The 17,429-nt window shown below is 57.6% G+C and carries 11 protein-coding genes and 7 pseudogenes; 9 read left to right on the top strand and 9 right to left on the bottom strand.

What is annotated here, in order from left to right:
• Window position 1 precedes the first annotated feature (1 nt).
• Both ACNJX9_RS34375 and ACNJX9_RS34370 read right to left on the bottom strand, forming a co-directional pair.
• Window positions 2-1,014, bottom strand: a pseudogene (locus ACNJX9_RS34375) (IS3 family transposase); the annotation flags it as partial.
• A 236-nt stretch (window positions 1,015-1,250) separates the two neighbouring features.
• Entirely contained in the window at window positions 1,251-2,270 is a 1,020-nt protein-coding gene (locus ACNJX9_RS34370) for an IS110 family transposase (protein ID WP_439406482.1), read from the bottom strand.
• A gap of 635 nt (window positions 2,271-2,905) precedes the next feature.
• Here ACNJX9_RS34370 and ACNJX9_RS34365 point away from each other — a divergent pair.
• Both ACNJX9_RS34365 and ACNJX9_RS34360 read left to right on the top strand, forming a co-directional pair.
• Window positions 2,906-3,133 (top strand): annotated as a pseudogene (locus tag ACNJX9_RS34365) (integrase core domain-containing protein); the annotation flags it as partial.
• A 560-nt stretch (window positions 3,134-3,693) separates the two neighbouring features.
• Window positions 3,694-4,179, top strand: coding sequence for a hypothetical protein (locus ACNJX9_RS34360; protein WP_439406481.1), 486 nt, complete (start codon window positions 3,694-3,696; stop codon window positions 4,177-4,179).
• 185 nt (window positions 4,180-4,364) lie between these two features.
• Here the strand turns inward: ACNJX9_RS34360 and tnpC are convergent.
• From tnpC to ACNJX9_RS34335, 5 genes and pseudogenes are all read right to left on the bottom strand, one after another.
• Window positions 4,365-5,565 (bottom strand): annotated as a pseudogene (tnpC, locus tag ACNJX9_RS34355) (IS66 family transposase); the annotation flags it as partial.
• 51 nt (window positions 5,566-5,616) lie between these two features.
• Window positions 5,617-5,877: pseudogene (locus ACNJX9_RS34350) on the bottom strand (transposase domain-containing protein); the annotation flags it as partial.
• Window positions 5,878-6,014: 137 nt separating this feature from the next.
• Window positions 6,015-6,358 (bottom strand): annotated as a pseudogene (gene tnpB / locus ACNJX9_RS34345) (IS66 family insertion sequence element accessory protein TnpB).
• Window positions 6,355-6,735, bottom strand: coding sequence for a transposase (locus ACNJX9_RS34340; protein ID WP_439406480.1), 381 nt, complete (start codon window positions 6,733-6,735; stop codon window positions 6,355-6,357). Before ACNJX9_RS34340 ends, tnpB begins: the two are co-directional and overlap by 4 nt.
• Before the next feature lie 240 nt (window positions 6,736-6,975).
• A pseudogene (locus tag ACNJX9_RS34335) lies at window positions 6,976-8,028 on the bottom strand (IS110 family transposase).
• Between the two features lie 322 nt (window positions 8,029-8,350).
• On the opposite strand from ACNJX9_RS34335, the pseudogene ACNJX9_RS34330 reads away from it, so the two are divergent.
• The 4 genes and pseudogenes from ACNJX9_RS34330 to ACNJX9_RS34315 form a co-directional block, all read left to right on the top strand.
• Window positions 8,351-8,613: pseudogene (locus ACNJX9_RS34330) on the top strand (IS5/IS1182 family transposase); the annotation flags it as partial.
• A 745-nt stretch (window positions 8,614-9,358) separates the two neighbouring features.
• Window positions 9,359-10,405 (top strand): NAD-dependent epimerase/dehydratase family protein, encoded by a 1,047-nt coding sequence (locus tag ACNJX9_RS34325; protein ID WP_439406479.1) that lies wholly within the window; start codon window positions 9,359-9,361, stop codon window positions 10,403-10,405.
• 563 nt (window positions 10,406-10,968) lie between these two features.
• Window positions 10,969-11,745: a GMC family oxidoreductase gene (locus ACNJX9_RS34320; RefSeq protein WP_439406478.1), complete on the top strand. Its 777-nt coding sequence runs from the start codon at window positions 10,969-10,971 to the stop codon at window positions 11,743-11,745.
• Window positions 11,746-11,755: 10 nt separating this feature from the next.
• Window positions 11,756-12,820 carry an NAD-dependent epimerase/dehydratase family protein gene (locus tag ACNJX9_RS34315; protein WP_439406476.1) on the top strand — a complete coding sequence of 355 codons (1,065 nt, stop codon included), beginning with the start codon at window positions 11,756-11,758 and terminating at the stop codon, window positions 12,818-12,820.
• A gap of 508 nt (window positions 12,821-13,328) precedes the next feature.
• Here ACNJX9_RS34315 and ACNJX9_RS34310 read toward each other — a convergent pair.
• Window positions 13,329-14,096, bottom strand: coding sequence for a methyltransferase domain-containing protein (locus ACNJX9_RS34310; RefSeq protein WP_439406475.1), 768 nt, complete (start codon window positions 14,094-14,096; stop codon window positions 13,329-13,331).
• A gap of 824 nt (window positions 14,097-14,920) precedes the next feature.
• On the opposite strand from ACNJX9_RS34310, the gene ACNJX9_RS34305 reads away from it, so the two are divergent.
• The 3 genes from ACNJX9_RS34305 (at window position 14,921) to ACNJX9_RS34295 (ending at window position 16,832) form a co-directional block, all read left to right on the top strand.
• Complete coding sequence (locus ACNJX9_RS34305) at window positions 14,921-15,292, top strand: EamA family transporter (protein WP_439406473.1); 372 nt, start codon at window positions 14,921-14,923, stop codon at window positions 15,290-15,292.
• Between the two features lie 97 nt (window positions 15,293-15,389).
• Window positions 15,390-15,632, top strand: a complete 243-nt coding sequence (locus ACNJX9_RS34300; protein ID WP_439406471.1) for a transposase — start codon at window positions 15,390-15,392, stop codon at window positions 15,630-15,632.
• Between the two features lie 127 nt (window positions 15,633-15,759).
• Window positions 15,760-16,832 (top strand): IS3 family transposase gene (locus ACNJX9_RS34295; protein ID WP_439406470.1). Its coding sequence is split into 2 segments (ribosomal slippage): window positions 15,760-16,021 and window positions 16,021-16,832, totalling 1,074 coding nucleotides; the frame shifts between segments, so codons are not numbered across the junction.
• Here the strand turns inward: ACNJX9_RS34295 and ACNJX9_RS34290 are convergent.
• The gene (locus ACNJX9_RS34290; RefSeq protein ID WP_439406468.1) at window positions 16,802-17,368 is read right to left on the bottom strand and encodes a recombinase; all 567 of its coding nucleotides are present in this window, start codon (window positions 17,366-17,368) and stop codon (window positions 16,802-16,804) included. The genes ACNJX9_RS34295 and ACNJX9_RS34290 overlap by 31 nt on opposite strands.
• Window positions 17,369-17,429: the final 61 nt, after the last annotated feature.

The raw sequence follows: 17,429 nt of genomic DNA, 5'->3' as shown, positions 1-17,429 counted from the left end.
GGTGTTCTGATGCGCAGTTGTAGTCGGCCCGCCAATGTCCGAGTTCGACCCGGGCCTGGGCCAGCGACGTGAACAGCGTCTCGTTCAACAATTCGTCTCGGAGACGGCCATTGAAGCTTTCGATGAAGGCATTCTGCGTCGGCTTGCCGGGCGCGATGTAATGCCAGGCGACGCGGCTCTGATCGGCCCATGTCAGGATGGCGTTGCTGGTCAATTCGGTGCCGTTGTCGCTGACCACCATTTTGGGCTTGCTGCGCTCGATGATCAGCCGGTCCAGCTCCCGCGCCACCCGGGAGCCCGACAGCGAGGTGTCGGCCACCAACGCCAGGCATTCGCGCGTGCACTCGTCGACCACGGTCAGGATGCGGAAGCGGCGGCCATCGGTGAGCTGGTCCGAGACGAAGTCGAGCGACCAGCGGTCATTCGGCGCTATCGGCACCACCATCGGCGCCCTGGTCCCGAGCGCCCGCTTGCGGCCACCACGGCGACGGACCGCGAGCCTCTCTTCCCGGTAGAGCCGGAACAGTTTCTTGTGGTTGACCAGATAGCCCTCCCGCCTGAGCAGAACATGCAGGCGCCGATAGCCGAAGCGACGGCGCACCTCGGCAATCGCTCTCATGCGTTGGCGTAGGGCCGCGTCGTCCGCCCGGGTCGCCCGATATCTGATGGACATGCGGCAACAGCCGATGGCTTTACACGCCCGCCGTTCGCTCATCCCGTGGGCGTCCACGAGATGGGCGACAGCTTTCCGCTTCCCCGCGGGCGTCACCACTTCTTTCCCAGGAGGTCCTTTAACGCCGCATTGTCCAGCATGGCGTCGGCCAAAAGCCGCTTCAGCCGCGTGTTCTCATCCTCCAGCGTCCTCAGCCGCTTGGCCTCCGAGACCTCCATCCCGCCAAACTTGGCTTTCCATTTGTAGATGCTTGCATCGCTGACGCCATGCTTGCGGCACAGATCGGCAACCGATACGCCAGCCTCGTGCTCCTTCAAAATCCCGATGATCTGCTTCTGTATTCGGTCTGCTTCTGTATTCGGTCTGCTTCTGTCAATCCCTTAAGTGCGCGTGCCGCGGGTACCTTGCTTCTGTTCGTGGTCGGCAAAGCCGCCACACGATGGGATTCGGTTGAATGGTCGGTTCAAGCTCTTCGGCGTAGTCACCCGACCTGGAGGGCGGACGCCACGACAGATCATACGAACTCGACCATCCCCACGCCCCGCGACGGGCGTCTCTTGGGATGACGATGGCGTCCTTACGCCACCGCCGTCCATCGGAATTCGGTTCCATCAACCCACATTCGGTGAAGGACGACAGCTATCTTTCTGGCCAGCGCGACCTTCGCACGCTTGCTTCCTTGCCGGTGGGCAACACGCACCGCCCAAGCCTTCATCGGAGACCATCGGGTTGATGGCCTGAGAACGACGTTGGCAGCTTCGAACAGGGCTGTGCGCGTCTCTCCATCTCCGACTTTTGTGATCCGTCCCACCCGATCAACCTCGCCAGATTGGTATCGCCGGGGCGTCAACCCGAGATAGGCGCCGACGGATTGGGAATGCAGGAATCGCCTGGGATCGTCCACAGTGGAGCGGAAGGTCAACGCAGAGACCGGGCCGATCCCTGGCATCGTCATCAAGAGCCGACAAGCCGGGTCACTGCGCACGGCCTTCAGAACCAGACGATGCAGTCGGGCGTACTCCCGCATCAGCGCTTCACGTCCGGCAAGCAGTGGATTCATGATCGCCTCCAGCAAGGCGTCGTCGCCGACCAACTCACGAACTCGCGTCGCGAACAGAGTCCGCGAGACGATTCCGACTTTGAGACCGAGCGGACGCAGAAGTCCGCGGATGACTTGCTCTGTGGCAGCGATGGAGCGGATGATATGCTTGCGAGCCGCGGCCAGCGTCCGCGCCCTTTGGCTGCCGATGCTCTTGACGTGAACAGGCTTGAACCATCCCGTTCTCACCACCTGCGCGATCCCACGGGCGTCATTCCGATCGGTCTTCACCGGCATGGCCGAAAGCGCCGCCTTAACTTGGCGGGCTTCCAAACTGACGGCCGGCAGCCCCAGTTCGATTAGATTTGCGGTCAGCCATTCTGACGTCGGTCCTGCCTCAAGGCCCACCCGTTCAACTTGACCAGCCCATGGTTCGAGGTACTGCACAATCGATGGCGCGTCCGCCAACGTCGTTCCCTCCCGGATAAGCTTTCCGGTCTCATCCACCGCACATACCGCAACGGAATTCAGCGAAACATCGAGGCCGACGTAGATCATGACGTTTCTCCTTCGGATAGAGTTGGTCCACGATCGTCAGTCAAAACGTGCCGCGCAGCAAATAGGTCAGGCGATCGTGACCGAATACCCCATCTCTTCCGTAAAGCGGCTGCGCTTCATGCTCTGGTCCTCATATGGGCCAGAGCGAACTTCAATCTGGATTAAGTCCAGGGGGCAAGGTCAAGATCTGCCATGTTCGCGTTCGCTGCGGATATCGCCGTGTCCACGTTCTGCTGCACCGCGAGCGATGGCGCCACGGCCAGAACAAAGACACGTCGCATCTATCGCGAATCGGGCCCGCAATTGCGCAAGAAAACGCCGAAGTGCCAGGTTAAGGCCAAGTCGCGAGATGATTGCGGGCCTGCGACGCGATAGAACGCGACCTGGGCGATGGATTTTGTCCACGATCAGTAGACGACGGGGCATAAGCCGCGCGTGCACGCGATCGTCGATATTTTCTCCCGCTTCTCACCGGTGCTGCAGTCACGGTTCACCTTCCGCGGCAGGGACGTCATGGCGATACTGGAGAGGGCTTGCAAGGAAGTGGGATTCCGGGCGACGATCCGCGTCGATTAAGGCAGCGAGTTCGGGTCGCGCGACCTTGACTATGGGCCTAACAGCAGGGCGTCTCGCTAAACTTCTCACGGCCCGGCACGCCAACCGACAATGCATTCGTCGAGGCGTTCAACGGTCGCTTCCCGGCCGAATGCCTCAACCTCCCTGGTTCCTCAGCCTTGCGGACGCCTAGGAAAAAGTGGAGACTTGGCGCAGATGCTATAAGGAAGAACGGCCCATGGGTGATCGGCAAGGGACCGCCGATTTTGCTGCAAAACCACACCGGTGCATCGAGCCCGCCAACGTGATCAAGAGTGAAAAACTCAGGTTCTGGTGGTCCAAAGTTCGTTGCCGCCACATGATGATATGGCTCTAATTCGTTCTGGGGGAGAGTGGCAGGCACAATCGCCCAATGAACTTAAGACGGCAGCGTTTGCAGCAACTGCACGTTTCTTAATTCTGCGAGTGTTGCGTGTTTCGGCTTCCGCTAGCGCTACGAAAATGGTCCTTGGCCGGGAATAGCGCTAGCTCTGAGACGGGGAACGCGATTACGCCGTGCCCGATCACCGGCAAAGCTGAGCTGAAGGAGACGCGCGAAAATCTGGAACACGCCGCAGCAGGCACAAAAAGCAAGTGCTGTGCTGCCATTTACCTTTCAAACCCGTTAGCGGTATATGGACGTTAGGGCGTCGGTCCCGCGCTCTCCAGTACGACCCACCCGGTCGGCGCGACGCACCGGTGATCATGGCGAACTCGCTGCCGCTTTCCGGATCGCCGGGGCGGTCAGTCCCTTGCTTTGCTCTCAACAACTCGGAGAGGGTTGGCCGTCGTTATTGTCTGGAACTTGATGGCTCGGAGATTCTTCGCAATGATTCTGAGTACACATGCGATCGTCGGCGGCGCGATCGCCAGCTTACTCCCTTCCGATCCGTTACTCGCGGCCGTGCTCGGCTTTGTGAGCCATTTTGCGATCGACGCCATACCGCACTGGGACTATCCACTTCGGTCGATATCCGTCGGGAAACGCGCCGACAATCGACGCCTTAGATTGAACCGAGCCGTGATAATCGATGTCATGTGCGTTGGTGTTGACGCCTGCGCAGGCCTCGCACTCGCGGTTTGGTTGTTTGCTACACCTACTTCGGCCTGGCTTATGGCGCTTGGCCCCATCGCTGCGATGGTCCCCGATGCATTGCAGTTCGCGCATAGCATTTGTCCACGAGAACCACTGGTCACACTTCAACGCTTTCACGGATCGATTCACTCAAACCGTAAGTTGGCTTGGAAACTGGGCGTCAGTTCTCAGATTGTGTTCGCCGCCGCAGTTGCAGCTCTGACTGAGACTGTCCGTTGATGCAAATGTGACTACCTGATCTCCTGACTCGGACTCAATAACATCAACACAGTTGTCAGTTCTTTAATCGCGGGCACGGTGTCAACCCCGATTAGACAAAAATCATCCGCTGCCGGGTTCATGGTTCTTTCCGCGGTCGTTTCTACAGCGTAAGCGGCAAGCTGCGGCCGTCACACGGCGTGGTTCCATGGCATAAGCGCGTCGATTTCGCTGCTCGGCCAGCCGTTGGCGATACGCTGAAGTGTTAGGGCCAGCCAAGCGAACGGATCGACGTTGTTCATTTTCGCTTTCTGTAGCAGTGTTGCGATGGTCGCCCAGGTTCGTCCGCCGCCGTCGCTGCCGGCAAAGAGGCTATTCTTTCTCGTAATTGTTTGTGGCCTGATGGCGCGTTCGACTATGTTGGAGGCGAGCTCGATGCGACCATCAGTCAGGAAGCGTTCGAAGATGGCACGGCGCGAGACGGCATAGCGGATTGCCTCGGCCAGCTTTGATTTGCCTGATCCGCCGCAAAGTCTGCTGCCAGAGATCGAAGAGATCTGCGGCGACCAGCGCGGAGACTTGCTGGCGCGCGGCAACGCGTACGTCGGGGCTTTGGCCACGCACGGTCTTCTCGACCTGCCAGAGCTTTGCCATCCGCTCGACCGTCGCCGTTGCCACTTTCGAGCTTCCTGCAACATGCAGCTCGTAGAACTTGCGCCGGCTGTGTGACCAGCAGCCGGCCAGCGTGATGCCATCATTGCCGCGATCGGGTCGCGCCAACTTGTTATAGGCAGCGTATCCATCAACCTGCAGGATGCCGCGATAACCATTGAGATGCCGGGCCGCGCATTCGCCGGAGCGGCTGTCTTCGAAGCGATACGCCACCATCGGCGGACCGCTGCCGCCAAAGGTTCGGTCATCGCGCGCATAGGCCCATAAGTAGGCCGTCTTCGTCGATCCGGAGCCGGGAGCGAGGGTCGGCAAGGTGGTTTCGTCGGCAAAGACCCGTTCGGCCTTCTTGACCTCGCTGAAGATGTAGTCGGCCACGATCTCGAGCTCGAAGCCGAGCTTGCCCATCCATTGCGCCATCAACTGGCGGTCAAGTTCGACCTGGTCGCGGGCGTAGATGGCTTCCTGCCGGTAGAGCGGCTGGCCATCGGCGTACTTGGAGACGGCGATCTGGGCCAGAAGGGCTTCGGTCGGAATGCCACCCTCGATGATGTGGGCTGGGGTCGGCGCCTGGATCACGCCGTCCTCGTTCTTGAACGCATACTTGGGACGGCGGGTGACGATGACCCGGAACTTCGCCGGCTCCACATCCAGACGCTCCGACACGTCCTCGCCGATCAGCACCTTCTGCTTGCCGGCATGCTCAGCCAACGCTTCCGGCTCAATGACAACCTCGATCCGTTCCAGATGCGACGCAAAGCCCTTGCGCCGACGAGGTGCGCGTTTGCCATCCGCACGCTCGCGGCCCTTGTTGACCTGTGCCTTGATCGCAGCGAGGCCGGTCTCGATCTCCTCGAAGGCAAAGGCTTGCTGTTCGTCATCGATGCTCGCAGGGCCGAGCTTCTCCGATCGTCGGCCGAACCGGGCGCGGTCAAAGGCCTTCAGGATCTGCGTCAGCCGCTCTATGCGCGCATCGGCATCGGCGTTGCGGGCCTTGAGATCGACGACCTCGCTCTCCAGAGCATCGACACGTGCCGCCCTTTCGGCCATGGCAAGCACCATGGCCCTTCAGCATCTCTACGTCATTCGGGAGGTCGAGATCGGGCGGCGTCATTGACCTGACCAGAGCACATTTTGCTCCGGTTCTCTCACCCTTTCAGGCGGTTCATTCACTTCGCCGCAGCGCTTTACCCAACAATCTCCGGCGGCCTGACCGGCACAGCCCAGACCCGCTTCCAGTCCATCCCATCCACCAGTGCCATCAACTGCGCGGAGGTGAGCTGCACCCGATGATGCCCGATCCGCGGCCAGCAAAACTTCGCCTTTTCAAGGCGTTTCAAATAGAGGCATACGCCAGAGCATCCCACCATACGATCTTGATTCTGTCGGCTCTTTTGGCCCGGAACACATAAAGCGCCCCGTCGAATGGATTTGAGCCGGCATCGCGCACAAGCGCAACAAGGCCGTCGACGCCCTTGCGGAAGTCGACCGGATGGCTGGCGAGGAACACCCTCACACCAGAGGGGATCATGCCGATCGGACCGCCCGGATCACCCGCTGCAAGTGTGCTTCGTCGAAATCCACGCCGGCGCGCACGACGACCTCGCCAATGGAAATCTCGATCACGGCGTCTGACATGCACGCCACCGCGGCTTCGCGACTCGAAGGCCGCGACAGGTAAGTTCGTTCGGCCTGAGCATCGCGACGCCAGGCGAAGAGCTGCGACGGGTGAATGCCGATCCGATGGGCGATCCCCGATACACTCGCGCCGGGCTCCAGCGCCTCTGCCACAACTTGTGCCTTGAACTCATCCGACCAGCGTCGGCGAAGCTGTCGCGGCGCCCCCTCAAAACGCTCGGCGACTTCGATCAGATGGAAGGTTCTATTTTCAGAACCAGGCGCAGACATAGAAGCTCACATCAGCTCACAGACTCCGCAGCCGATAGCCGATCGCTCATCCACTCCGCCAGATGGGGGCTCTTTGCCGCTTACTCTACAGCCGCCGCATGATGGCGTTCAAGAGGTGTGCATCTCGATGTGAAGAGCGCGGTGCGTAACGCCCGCAGGGACGACTTCGAGATTGCCAACACCTTCGTCCCGGCAGGGACGCTTGTTCCGCCGAAGGCGGATCTGGGTGTCGGTTTAAGGTTACTTCATGCGGCGCGCATCTCTGCCTGCCTGGAACTCAGTGCCGTCGGTCCAGATGGCGTGGAGGATGACAGCCATTTTGCAAGCAACGGCAACCTTCGCCTTTTTGGCGCCGATGCGCTTGGTCAGCTTGGTGCCCCAGCGCTTGAGCGCAGAACCTCGCCTGACAACGGTCAGCAGGACGTTTGCGGCTTCGAAAAGATAAGTCCGAACCTGATGGTTGCCGCGTTTGGAGATGCGGCCAGTGCGGTCGATCTCGCCGGATTGTTAACGTCTCGGTGTCAGGCCGAGATAGGCACCGACGTCGGCGGAATGTCTGAAGCGAGCGGGGTTGTCGATGGTAACGACGAAGGCAAGAGCGGTCAGGGGACCGATACCGGGAACGGTCATCATTCGCCGAACAGTTTGGTCACCCTTCGCCATCACCAGAAGTTCTCGATCAAATTTTTCAATTTGCTCGGTCAAACAGGACTGAGCAAGGAGTAGCGGCGCGAAAATACTATGCAAATCCGGCGATTCAGCGAGGACGGCGTTGACTTTGCGAGCCAGGTTGGTCGAACCGGCCCTGCCGAGCAATATTCCCAGCCCCTTACAGAGACCACGCATCTGGTTGTCGAGGTCACGCCGCAGATCCACCAGCTTGCTTCGAGCCGCCAGCATCGAACGGGTTTTCCTGCTCTCCGCCCCCTTCACGGCAGCTTCCCGGTACCATCCCTTGCGGGCCATTTCGGCCAACCCCTTGGCATCGTTCTGATCCGACTTGTTGATACGCATTGATAACGCCGCGTTGGCGTGACGCGCATCAAGGCAAATCACCGGAAAGCGGCAAATCACCGGAAAGCCCAGTGCCCTGAGTTGATGCCAAAGCCAATTGGATAGCGAGCCCGTTTCAAAGACGATCCGCTCAGCATTGCCGGCATGACTCCTTAGGAGCTCAGCGATCGCCTCCGGATTGGTCGGCGCACAACCTTCGAATGTCACGCCGCCGGCCAGGTCCAAAACGCAAATGCTGGTTTCTTCCATAGAGATGTTCAGACCAACGTACGGCTTAATAGCGCGGCTCCTTTTCGATTTGCTGACGCCGATCGTACCGATCCTCGTGTTCTCAAGAAGACGTCAGCCGCGATTACGCCATGTGAACAAGCACCGGAAGTCTGTTTTTCGGCCGCGACGGCATTTGAGATTACAGGGATCTGGGCCTTGAAAGCTTGGAATTTCGTTTGTGGATTCCCATTCGCTGCGGGCCACGATCCTGTGGCGCATCGTAGGGGATGATGCGGCCGAAGAAGCACCAGACGACTGGATCCAACGATCTGTTCCGGGTGCGGCTGGACCAGATTATCAACATGAAGCACGAGCTTGTCTGCCTGCAGGCACTGAGACACTCACCGGCTATTCGATCGAGCGGCCGATGTCGACCAGGGATATCGCGGTGCCACGACGCGCAAAATGCGCGCCGCGTCTTCATTTCCGGCCAGAAGCGCGGCGTCTTCGGTGTCATCAAACGTGAGCTACGCCATTGAGGCCATCATCGAGCACTCAAGGCCGAGGGTCATATCGGGCGCTCCTCAAAGTCGCGCAGGAGACGCTGCCAACGTCGTCTTCTCAGCCGTCGGCCACATCTTCCGCTGCATCCTCGTCTCACGGGCTCCATCGATCGTGTGTGGTTGTGTGGCGGCGCAGGCGATGACCTCGGGACTGGTCGCGTCGGTTTCTGCGGCGGGAGAACAAGTGCCAAATTCGCGCGTTTTGACGGCGTTCGCTCACGTGAACTCCTGGGACAAATCACGGGTAGATTCTCCGACAATCAAACATCATCCACTATGTGGGATGACCTACGCGTTTACATTTCACCCACAGTCCGCTGGGCTACACGCAACGGCAATCGTTTTTTGTCTGCAAGCTAACGATGTCGGATCAGCAACATGGCACTCATGGAGCCATCAAGTGGTAACAAGCGCTTTTTCGTTTGGCACGGAACATGCTGGATTGGAAGCAGACGCACTGCAGTTAGTGACTAGGGTTTGCCTTGACCGCACGATGCGACTCCGCGTCACCCAATGGCCTCGGAGTCGGAAGGAGGAGCCGATGAGAAATCTAGTTATCGATGATGCGAGTGGATGGGCAGGGTCAGCAACAGCAATCGGAAACATCTGCCTCGGTAAATTGCGAAGACCTGTCTGCCATCTACGAGTAACGTCCAAGAGCGCACGAAATTGCCGCGAATCTTTCTCTCATCGCTGTGTAACGTCCTGATTGCGCTTCTTAGCCCAGTGGCTTCACGAGCACGTCGCCGGGATTGGAAACAGAAAATCTCGACTGCGAGTGATCCAATCAAAGGCCAGGATGAGACCCATTCCCAGCAGTTTTTAGGTCAGAGACAGTGAATACAGCTTTAGTTACCGGCGGCTCCGGATATTTTGGGCAATTGTTGAGTAAACAGCTGCTTGCGCAAGGAACCCACGTTCGCGTGTTTGATCTCAATTTCCCTGATTTTAGTCATCCTAATCTGGAGTTTTTTAAAGGCACTATTCTAGATCGCGACGCGGTCAAGCAGGCAATTTCCGGAGTGAACAAGGTGTTCCACAATGTGGCCCAAGTCCCTTTAGCCAAAAAGGTCGACCTATTCTGGGCGGTCAACAGGGATGGCACTCAGATCATTGCAGACGAGTCGGCTGCCGCAGGAGTCGAGAAGCTGATATACACTTCGTCCAGCGCTGTTTTTGGCGCTCCGAAATCGAATCCTATCACAGAAAGAACGGAACCGAATCCTGCCGAAGATTACGGACGCGCAAAACTTGCAGGAGAAAATATCTGCAAGCTGGCAGTGCGACGCCACCATTTGGATGTGGCGATTGTGCGTCCGCGGACTATCCTCGGGCATGGCCGCCTTGGCATCGTCCAAATCCTCTTTGACTGGATTGACCGGGGCCTCGACGTTCCCGTTTTGGCTGATGGGAACAACAGATATCAGTTCGTTCACTCGGATGATTTGGCCTCGGCATGTATTGCGGCGTCGAATGTAAAGGGCTTTGCAGAATACAATATCGGCGCGGCCGAATTTGGCACGATGCGTGAACTTCTGCAGGCAGTAATTGACCATGCCGGAACCAGAAGCCGAATCAAATCTATTCCGATGGGGCCGGCTGCTCTCGCTGCGAATTTGGCAAGTGCCCTTGGCCTCTCGCCCTTGGGTCCGTACCATTCTCTGATGTATGGGCGATCAATGTATTTCGACATTTCGAAAGCGCAGAAGGAACTTGGTTATTTGCCAAAGTACTCAAACTCCCAGATGATCATCCATAGCTTTGATTGGTATCAGGCCAACAAGTCGGCTCTGGGCAAAGGCGGAGCGTCACACCATAAGTCGCCGGTCAAACAGCGGAGTCTGTCACTGCTTCCCTACGCATTGCGGATGATACCGGAATGAATATCGCACCTTTGATTCCGAGTCTTGCCGCGGCTCGAATTCCACTAACGGCACGTATTGGTGAAATGCAGCCGGATTTCACTATCTGCCGAGGCCGAGAAGGATCTCTCAATTGGCCTTATGGGCGGGCTGCCAAGCTTAACATGGCCTTGTTTGCAAAGGCTCGTAACCTCCATAAAGATAGCAGTCGCTCTTAGTTGTTTGGTGGATTCCGAGTTCGCAATCTTGGCTTGGCCGCTGTTGATTTTCTGGCTCGAGGAGACTTGGATGGTATTTGATCGAGTGCTCGTGCCAACACTGATGCCCGCGTGGCCTTTGCTCGACGGGAAAAAAGCCAGCTAGTAATTGAAATCGCGGCAAGCGTCACCCGAGCCATTGCAGGCGCCCCCTTTCATATTCGTTTGGCGGTTCGAAGTGTTTCGATCTTCCTGAGTCTTTGCATCTTCTTAATATCGGTCAGCGCCGGTGGTCCATTGGTAAGCGCACTCCGCGCGGAGAGGTTGTTTACACTTATGCAGAGATAGCCCGGTCCGTCGTGCACCTTTATCGATCGATGACTCTGCTTGCATTCTACGAGCGCATGCCCGTGGCAGCAAAGCTGTTGTCCGTACGGCCTGTGCGGAATTGAAAGGCGTGAACATGAAAGGCAGTTTTCATCCGAGCAACGCCAGCCGGTCGATGCGCATCAGTCGCGGCTTCCTTTAACTGCGATTACCGAATTTATGCCAGAACAACGCATCGGTGGATCGGTATTCACGCCCGCGGTCTTTGGCCTCTCGCTTGCGGAGGACTGGACCAATCGCGGCGATCTGATGCGGGACTGGCGTTTTTGCGGCTCATATTACGGCATGATACGTCCGCGCGGCGTGGGCTCAGTGAGACCGATTCCGAGCTCTAACGAGCCGCTTGTCACTTTCAAACTTGCCCCTGAGGACTGGATTGCGTTGAGCCAAGTTCTTACGCGTCTTGGCCAAGCCATGTTTGCCGCCGGCGCTCGCAAGGTGTTCCCCAGCATATCCGGCCATGAAGGATGGACGAGCCCTGATCAGGTGCATGAATTCTGGAACAAGCCTCTGCCCAAAGGGGCAACGAATCTGATGACAATACACTTGTTTTCGAGCTGCCCGCCTGGCGAGCATCGGGATGTTTGCGCCGTCGACAGTTACGGGCGGGTGCGCGGCATTGAAAACCTCTTTATCGCCGATGGCAGCCTCATTCCGGAAGCGCCAGGCGTCAATCCCCAAATGACCATCATGGCGCTAGCTTTCCGGGCTGCGGAGGCAGCGCTCTGTCATTCAGCACGAGAACGTGCCGGCTCAGCCACAAGAGAAAGAAATTAAGGGGCAATTAATGTCGCAAGAGGTAATCCCGATAGCCCTGAATACGCCGCTCGTGCTTCTGACGGGAGCCTCCGGCTGGCTGGGCGGGCGGATCGCGGCGGCGCTGACGACAGGTTTGCCGGAAACACGACTTCTTGCAACCGGAGGCTTCCGGTTACGGGCGCTCGCCCTTCCGGGAGAAGAAGACGTGTCGCAGCTACGTCAACAGGGCATGCAAATCGTGATAGGTGACATCCGGGACATGGAAACTGTTCGTGCATTCATGGCCGGTGCCGAGGGTGCCATATTGATCCACATTGCGGGGGTTGTTCATCCCAAATCGGTTGCTCAGTTCGAAGCGATCAACACGCAAGGCACGATCAATCTGCTTACGGCGGCGCAAAAGATAGGCGTACGGCGCGCGATCGTCATGTCCTCAAATTCGCCGATGGGCTTCAATCCACATCCGGACCACAGGTTCACTGAGAAAAGCCACTATAACCCATATATGGGATATGGCCGCTCCAAGATGCTGATGGAAAAAGCGCTGCGTGCGGAAATTGCCGTTGGTGGGCCGACAGAAATTGTCATCGTCCGTGCGCCGTGGTTTTACGGACCCAATCAGCCAACAAGGCAAACGCTCTTTTTCAAGATGGTAAAGAACGGCAAGTTTCCAATCGTTGGATCTGGGCGAAACCGCCGCTCGATGGGCTATACTGACAACCTCGCGCAGGGCATCCTGCTTGCCTCAGCTCACAAAAATGCGGCGGGCGAGATTTTCTGGCTTGCGGACGAGACGCCGTACACGATGAACGAAATTGTCGAAACCATCAGCAAGGTCCTGCATGAAGATTTCGGTATTAGGTTCAAGGCCAACATGGTTCGTCTGCCGAGCTTTGTGGCCGACGTCGCAACGATGCTCGATGCAGCTCTTCAAATGGCCGGCATCTATCACCAGAAAATCCATATCATGTCTGAAATGAACAAGACGATTGCCTGCGATATCACCAAGGCCAAAAAAAGTGCTCGGTTATGCGCCCAAGATCGCCTTGCGAGAAAGGGTGCGTCTCTCAGTCGACTTGTGTCTGAAGAATAGGCAGGCGATTTGCGGCACTGAGACCGCATCATTCGAGGCATGTGAACCGGTAAGTTCACGTCGTTAACAGGGGCGTTATGGTGCGAGCCCCAGTTTGGAAAAGAATTGCTCGATGGGGCTGAGGTCGAAGCTTTACGGCGGAGAATAGAGGAGGACAGCACTGCGCGCTTCAATGGCGCCGGCGACCTTCTGATTTCAACGTTTGTCCATGAAGACCAAATTTCCCCGCCTGAGCGTTGGCGCGATGATAGTTTCGACATGCGCCTTATCGGGAGGGGGAGATTCCGATTCTAGACCGCTATTTTTCACTTGGATTCGGCATCGCGAGTGTTGTCGCTGTATTGTTGGCGAACTTTCCTGGTAGCATGAGTGCGCGGGTAGACTGAAATGTGGTGCCGCCACGCGGCCTCAGTCGCGTTTATCGCGGCAAATCAGATGTTGCTGTGGTCGCCGCCTCGTCTTGTGACCGATCACATCTATAGTGAGCCGATAGATGAGCCGGGAATTCTCAGATCGGAGAATCTTTGCCGCAGACGCAGATCAGTGACGTGCCGTAGACATTCTTCGGCAAAATTCGGCTTTCGACCCAAAATGCAATTCCTAATAGCCCATCCAGCCAGGATGCCTTGGGTGCGCGAAACGCAGTCATACGCTTTATGCCTAGTTTCTTCAGCAATAACGTAGGCACATATAAAGCGTGAAAGAAGTAACTGTAGGATTTAATGGAAAGACGCGACCGAAGTGCCAATCTGCGAAGTTCAGTAACATCGTAGCGTAAGAAATGGCGGTAATGTTCATCAAAGTTCGACCAGATCTCTTGGCGCGCCGGCAGTGTGATGATCATTAGACGTAGCGCCGGGAGGGCACGAAACATTGCTTCGATGAATGTGACCGGCTGCTCGATGTGCTCAAGCACGTCCAAGAGCAAAACCGTAGTGACTCGGTCGCGCAGATCCTTATCAATATCGGCGAAATCAGTTTTAGGAAAGACAAACGGTCTCGCCTCCTCGTGGACCCATGGATCGCCCAGATCGCAGCCGTATGCGTCGAACCCGGCTTTCCGTAAGACTCTAACGTAGTGACCCCGAGCGGTGCCGATTTCGAGTAGCGTATCGTCGAGGCCACAAAACGTGTGAACATAACTCTTCACAATGGCGCTACGTGCGCAATGCCAGTAGTGTCGCTCGTAACCGGGCGGAAAGAGTTCATCGAACTCGTTGTGCGAAAACTCACTGCCGATTTGGCGATGATAGGAGACGCTCGCTTCATCAATCATAAAAGACCTGCGCACAGTTTTCGCGACAGGAAATAGATGCAGATTAGGAAATAGTAAAGGCGGGCGCCCCCTACCACACCTGATGGGTGGAATTAACGACCATGTGTTAGGCGCTGGCGCTCCCTAAGCCTTTGCGTTCTCGATGAATACCCAACAATCTGGAGGGCCGCACCTTCATCCTGATTGCCGCCCCGCAGAATCGCTTCGGGTTAACCTAGCGAGCACGCGCGCTCTCGTTGAAGAAGCACTGCAGTTCCGATAGAGAGACATTAGTTCGGGCCCTCCGACTCTAATGTGAATCGATGTCTCAATCGTGTAGCCAGAGCCGTCGCCTGCCCTATCTTGACTGCTTGGCTCGCTAATACAGGAGCGAGAGAATGCGAGAGTACAGAGTACGAGGACGTTGCGATCATCTGGCCGCTTCGAACACTCGATTATGGACACGCACTCGCGATCATGGAAGCCCGAGGACCTGCTCGACTCCATGTCAATCCCCTCCGAGTGATAGCCTCTACCAATTCTTGGAGGAGATTGCGCGGCTCGGGGCAGTTAGAAGATCGTCGAGGCCCACATACAGTGGATGAGCCTCCTCTGCGCAGCTGGTAGGAAAGGACCTATGCCGCGACAGTTGGTTGCGGTTCTGGCTATCGTATGCCGACGTATCTCATTTGCTGGCGCTAGCTGTCAGCACCTATCCCCTCGCTCCAAGTCACCCGAGGGGGCGATCGGATGCTTCCTGTCGGGATGGCTTGCCGCACGTTTGCAAGGAGCGGGAGCCATAAGTAGATTTAAACGTCACTTGCATCCACGACCAAGAGCGCACCTTGACCTCTTCATCATTCACACTGATCGTTTTTAGCGTAAGCATGAATGCGTTAGCTCAAGTTGCTTTGCGTAAGGCTATGCTGACGCTTGGTCGCTTACCGTCTATCAGCGAGCCGCTAGCATGCCTTCGGACATTTATCAGCAATGTCTATCTTTGGGGCGGCTTGGCTTGTTATTTCGTCGGTATTTTATTCTGGTTGGCTGTGCTCTCAAGCAATCAGGTTAGTGTAGCGTACCCAATGCTATCGATTGGCTACGTAATCGCGCTCGCATTCAGTGTTCTTGTGCTCGGCGAAGAAATACCGCTTGCGAGGCTCGTTGGCATCGCGTTGATTTGCGTGGGCGTAGCCTTAATTAGTGGGACGACGTAGCCGATGCGACAATTGATACTTCTGCCTACTGGAAGCAATGAACCTCCTCCGAATGAGTGGACACCTGTAGTAGGCTCGGAGAGCCCGGAGGTGTCGAATGCAAGGACGTCAACGTCGGTCGTTCACGGACGACTACAAGCGCCAGGCCGTTGAACTGGCGGTATCGAGCGGTCGATCGATCGGGTCGGTCGCCAAGGAGCTCGGTCTGCGCGACTCGGTGCTGCGACGCTGGGTGGATAAACTCCGGCAGGAGCCGGCATCGGCGGCGTGGCGCCCCACTACGCAGGCGACGCCGATGTCGGCGGACCAGGCTTCAGGAGGTTCAGAAGGTTGGAGGTAGATCGAGCGATACAGTGGGGCTCACGAAATGCGGTGGCCAAAGCCCGTGATCTGAGACCGGCAAACCGGACCATTTTTGGCTAGAGTTTTCGCTGCTTAAATCCCCTCGGCTGGGAGGAGCGACGGACATGAAGGCCTCGAAGTTTTCGGAAGCCCAGAAGGCGTTCATCCTGAAGCAGGGCAGCGACGGGGTTGCGGTGGCAGAGATCTGCCGTAAGGCCGGGATCAGCCAGGCGACCTACTTCAATTGGAAGAAGAAGTATGACGGTCTGCTGCCGACCGAGATGCGCCGGCTGAAGCAGCTCGAGGAGGAGAACGGCAAGCTGAAGAAGCTGGTCGCCGATCTGTCGCTCGACAAGGAGATGCTGCAGGACGTGATCCGCCGACAGCTATGAAGCCTGGCCGGAAGCGCAAGCTGGTCGACGAGGTCCGCAGCGAGTGGCAGGTCTCAATCCGCAGGGCCTGTGACGCTCTCGAATTTGACCGCTCGACCTACCACTACAAGTCCCGTCGCTCCGGCCAGGCTGCCCTCGAACAGAAGATCAAGGAGATCTGTCATGTTCGTATCCGCTACGGTTATCGTCGTGTTCACGTCCTGCTGCGTCGTGAAGGCTGGCGTCATGGCCAGAACAAGACGCGGCGCATCTATCGCGAATTGGGCCTGCAATTACGCAACAAAACGCCCAAGCGCCGGGTCAAGGCCAAGCTGCGGGATGATCGCAGGCCGGCCACACGATCGAACGAGACCTGGGCGATGGACTTCGTCCATGACCAGTTGGCAACCGGACACAAGCTGCGCGTACTTACGATTGTCGATACCTTCTCCCGCTTCTCGCCGGCGCTGGCGCCACGGTTGACTTTCCGCGGCAGCGACGTCGTGGCGATACTGGAAAGGGCCTGTAAGGAAGTGGGATACCCGGCGACGATCCGCGTCGATCAAGGCAGCGAGTTCGTGTCGCGCGACCTTGACCTTTGGGCCTACCAGCGCGGCGTCACGCTGGACTTCTCGCGGCCCGGCAAGCCGACCGACAATGCGTTCATCGAAGCCTTCAACGGTCGCTTCCGGGCCGAATGCCTCAACGCCCACTGGTTCCTCAGCCTTGCGGACGCCCAGGAAAAAGTGGAGACTTGGCGCAGATATTACAACTGCGCATCTGAACACCCATCTGGCTATGTGATTGAAGAGAAGAGATTTTGTTGAGCGGGATGCGATCCCGCGGGGTATTTTGGGTTCTGTCGCGCTCGTTCGGCGATAGATTGAGCGGCAGTTGTTATCAGCCAGGTGCGGGCGAAGATCCAAGGACCATCCGGGAGAGGATGGATGGATTCGATCTCGCCGGCTTCAGCGGCGAGCCGGAGCGTCTTGGGCGCGATCTTCAGGAGCTTTGCGGCGTTGCCAAGGTTGAGCCATGGCTCGATCCCGTCCTCGGCGGGCTTGAACACCGGGATGTGGTAGTTCGAGCGCATTGATGTGACGCGCTCGCGGGTCCAGCGATTGCCGTTACCGGTCTTGAGGCCGTTGCGATTGAGGAGGCCGGCAATCAGATCGTCGCTGGCGATCAGCACGAACTGACGCACGGCCTGGATGATGTCGGCGGAGGTGCTGTTGCGCTGTCCGCGCCGGCGCTTCGGCAAGCGCAACTCGCTGTGGGCGCCCCCCACCCAATGGACGATGAGAACGATCTCCGAGGCCGCGTCGTCGATATCGGCCACGACCTCATGGATGAGGGTGCGCACAATGCGCTTCTTGAGGCGAGCATCCGTCGTCGGCGCATCCCAGACCGTTTTGAGGTTCGAG

Origin of the sequence: Bradyrhizobium sp. BLXBL-03 (assembly GCF_051853015.1) — a bacterium.
Classification (GTDB): domain Bacteria; phylum Pseudomonadota; class Alphaproteobacteria; order Rhizobiales; family Xanthobacteraceae; genus Bradyrhizobium; species Bradyrhizobium manausense.
The sequence above is the reverse complement of the archived record's forward strand: the minus strand, read 5'-3'. Positions and strand labels throughout refer to the sequence as shown.

Bases quoted from the DNA above. Each gene is read 5' to 3' on its own strand.
- ACNJX9_RS34370 (WP_439406482.1), bottom strand. From the start codon at position 2,270: ATGATCTACGTCGGCCTCGATGTTTCGCTGAATTCCGTTGCGGTATGT.
- ACNJX9_RS34360 (WP_439406481.1), top strand. From the start codon at position 3,694: ATGATTCTGAGTACACATGCGATCGTCGGCGGCGCGATCGCCAGCTTA.
- ACNJX9_RS34340 (WP_439406480.1), bottom strand. From the start codon at position 6,735: ATGTCTGCGCCTGGTTCTGAAAATAGAACCTTCCATCTGATCGAAGTC.
- ACNJX9_RS34315 (WP_439406476.1), top strand. From the start codon at position 11,756: ATGTCGCAAGAGGTAATCCCGATAGCCCTGAATACGCCGCTCGTGCTT.
- ACNJX9_RS34310 (WP_439406475.1), bottom strand. From the start codon at position 14,096: ATGATTGATGAAGCGAGCGTCTCCTATCATCGCCAAATCGGCAGTGAG.
- ACNJX9_RS34300 (WP_439406471.1), top strand. From the start codon at position 15,390: ATGCAAGGACGTCAACGTCGGTCGTTCACGGACGACTACAAGCGCCAG.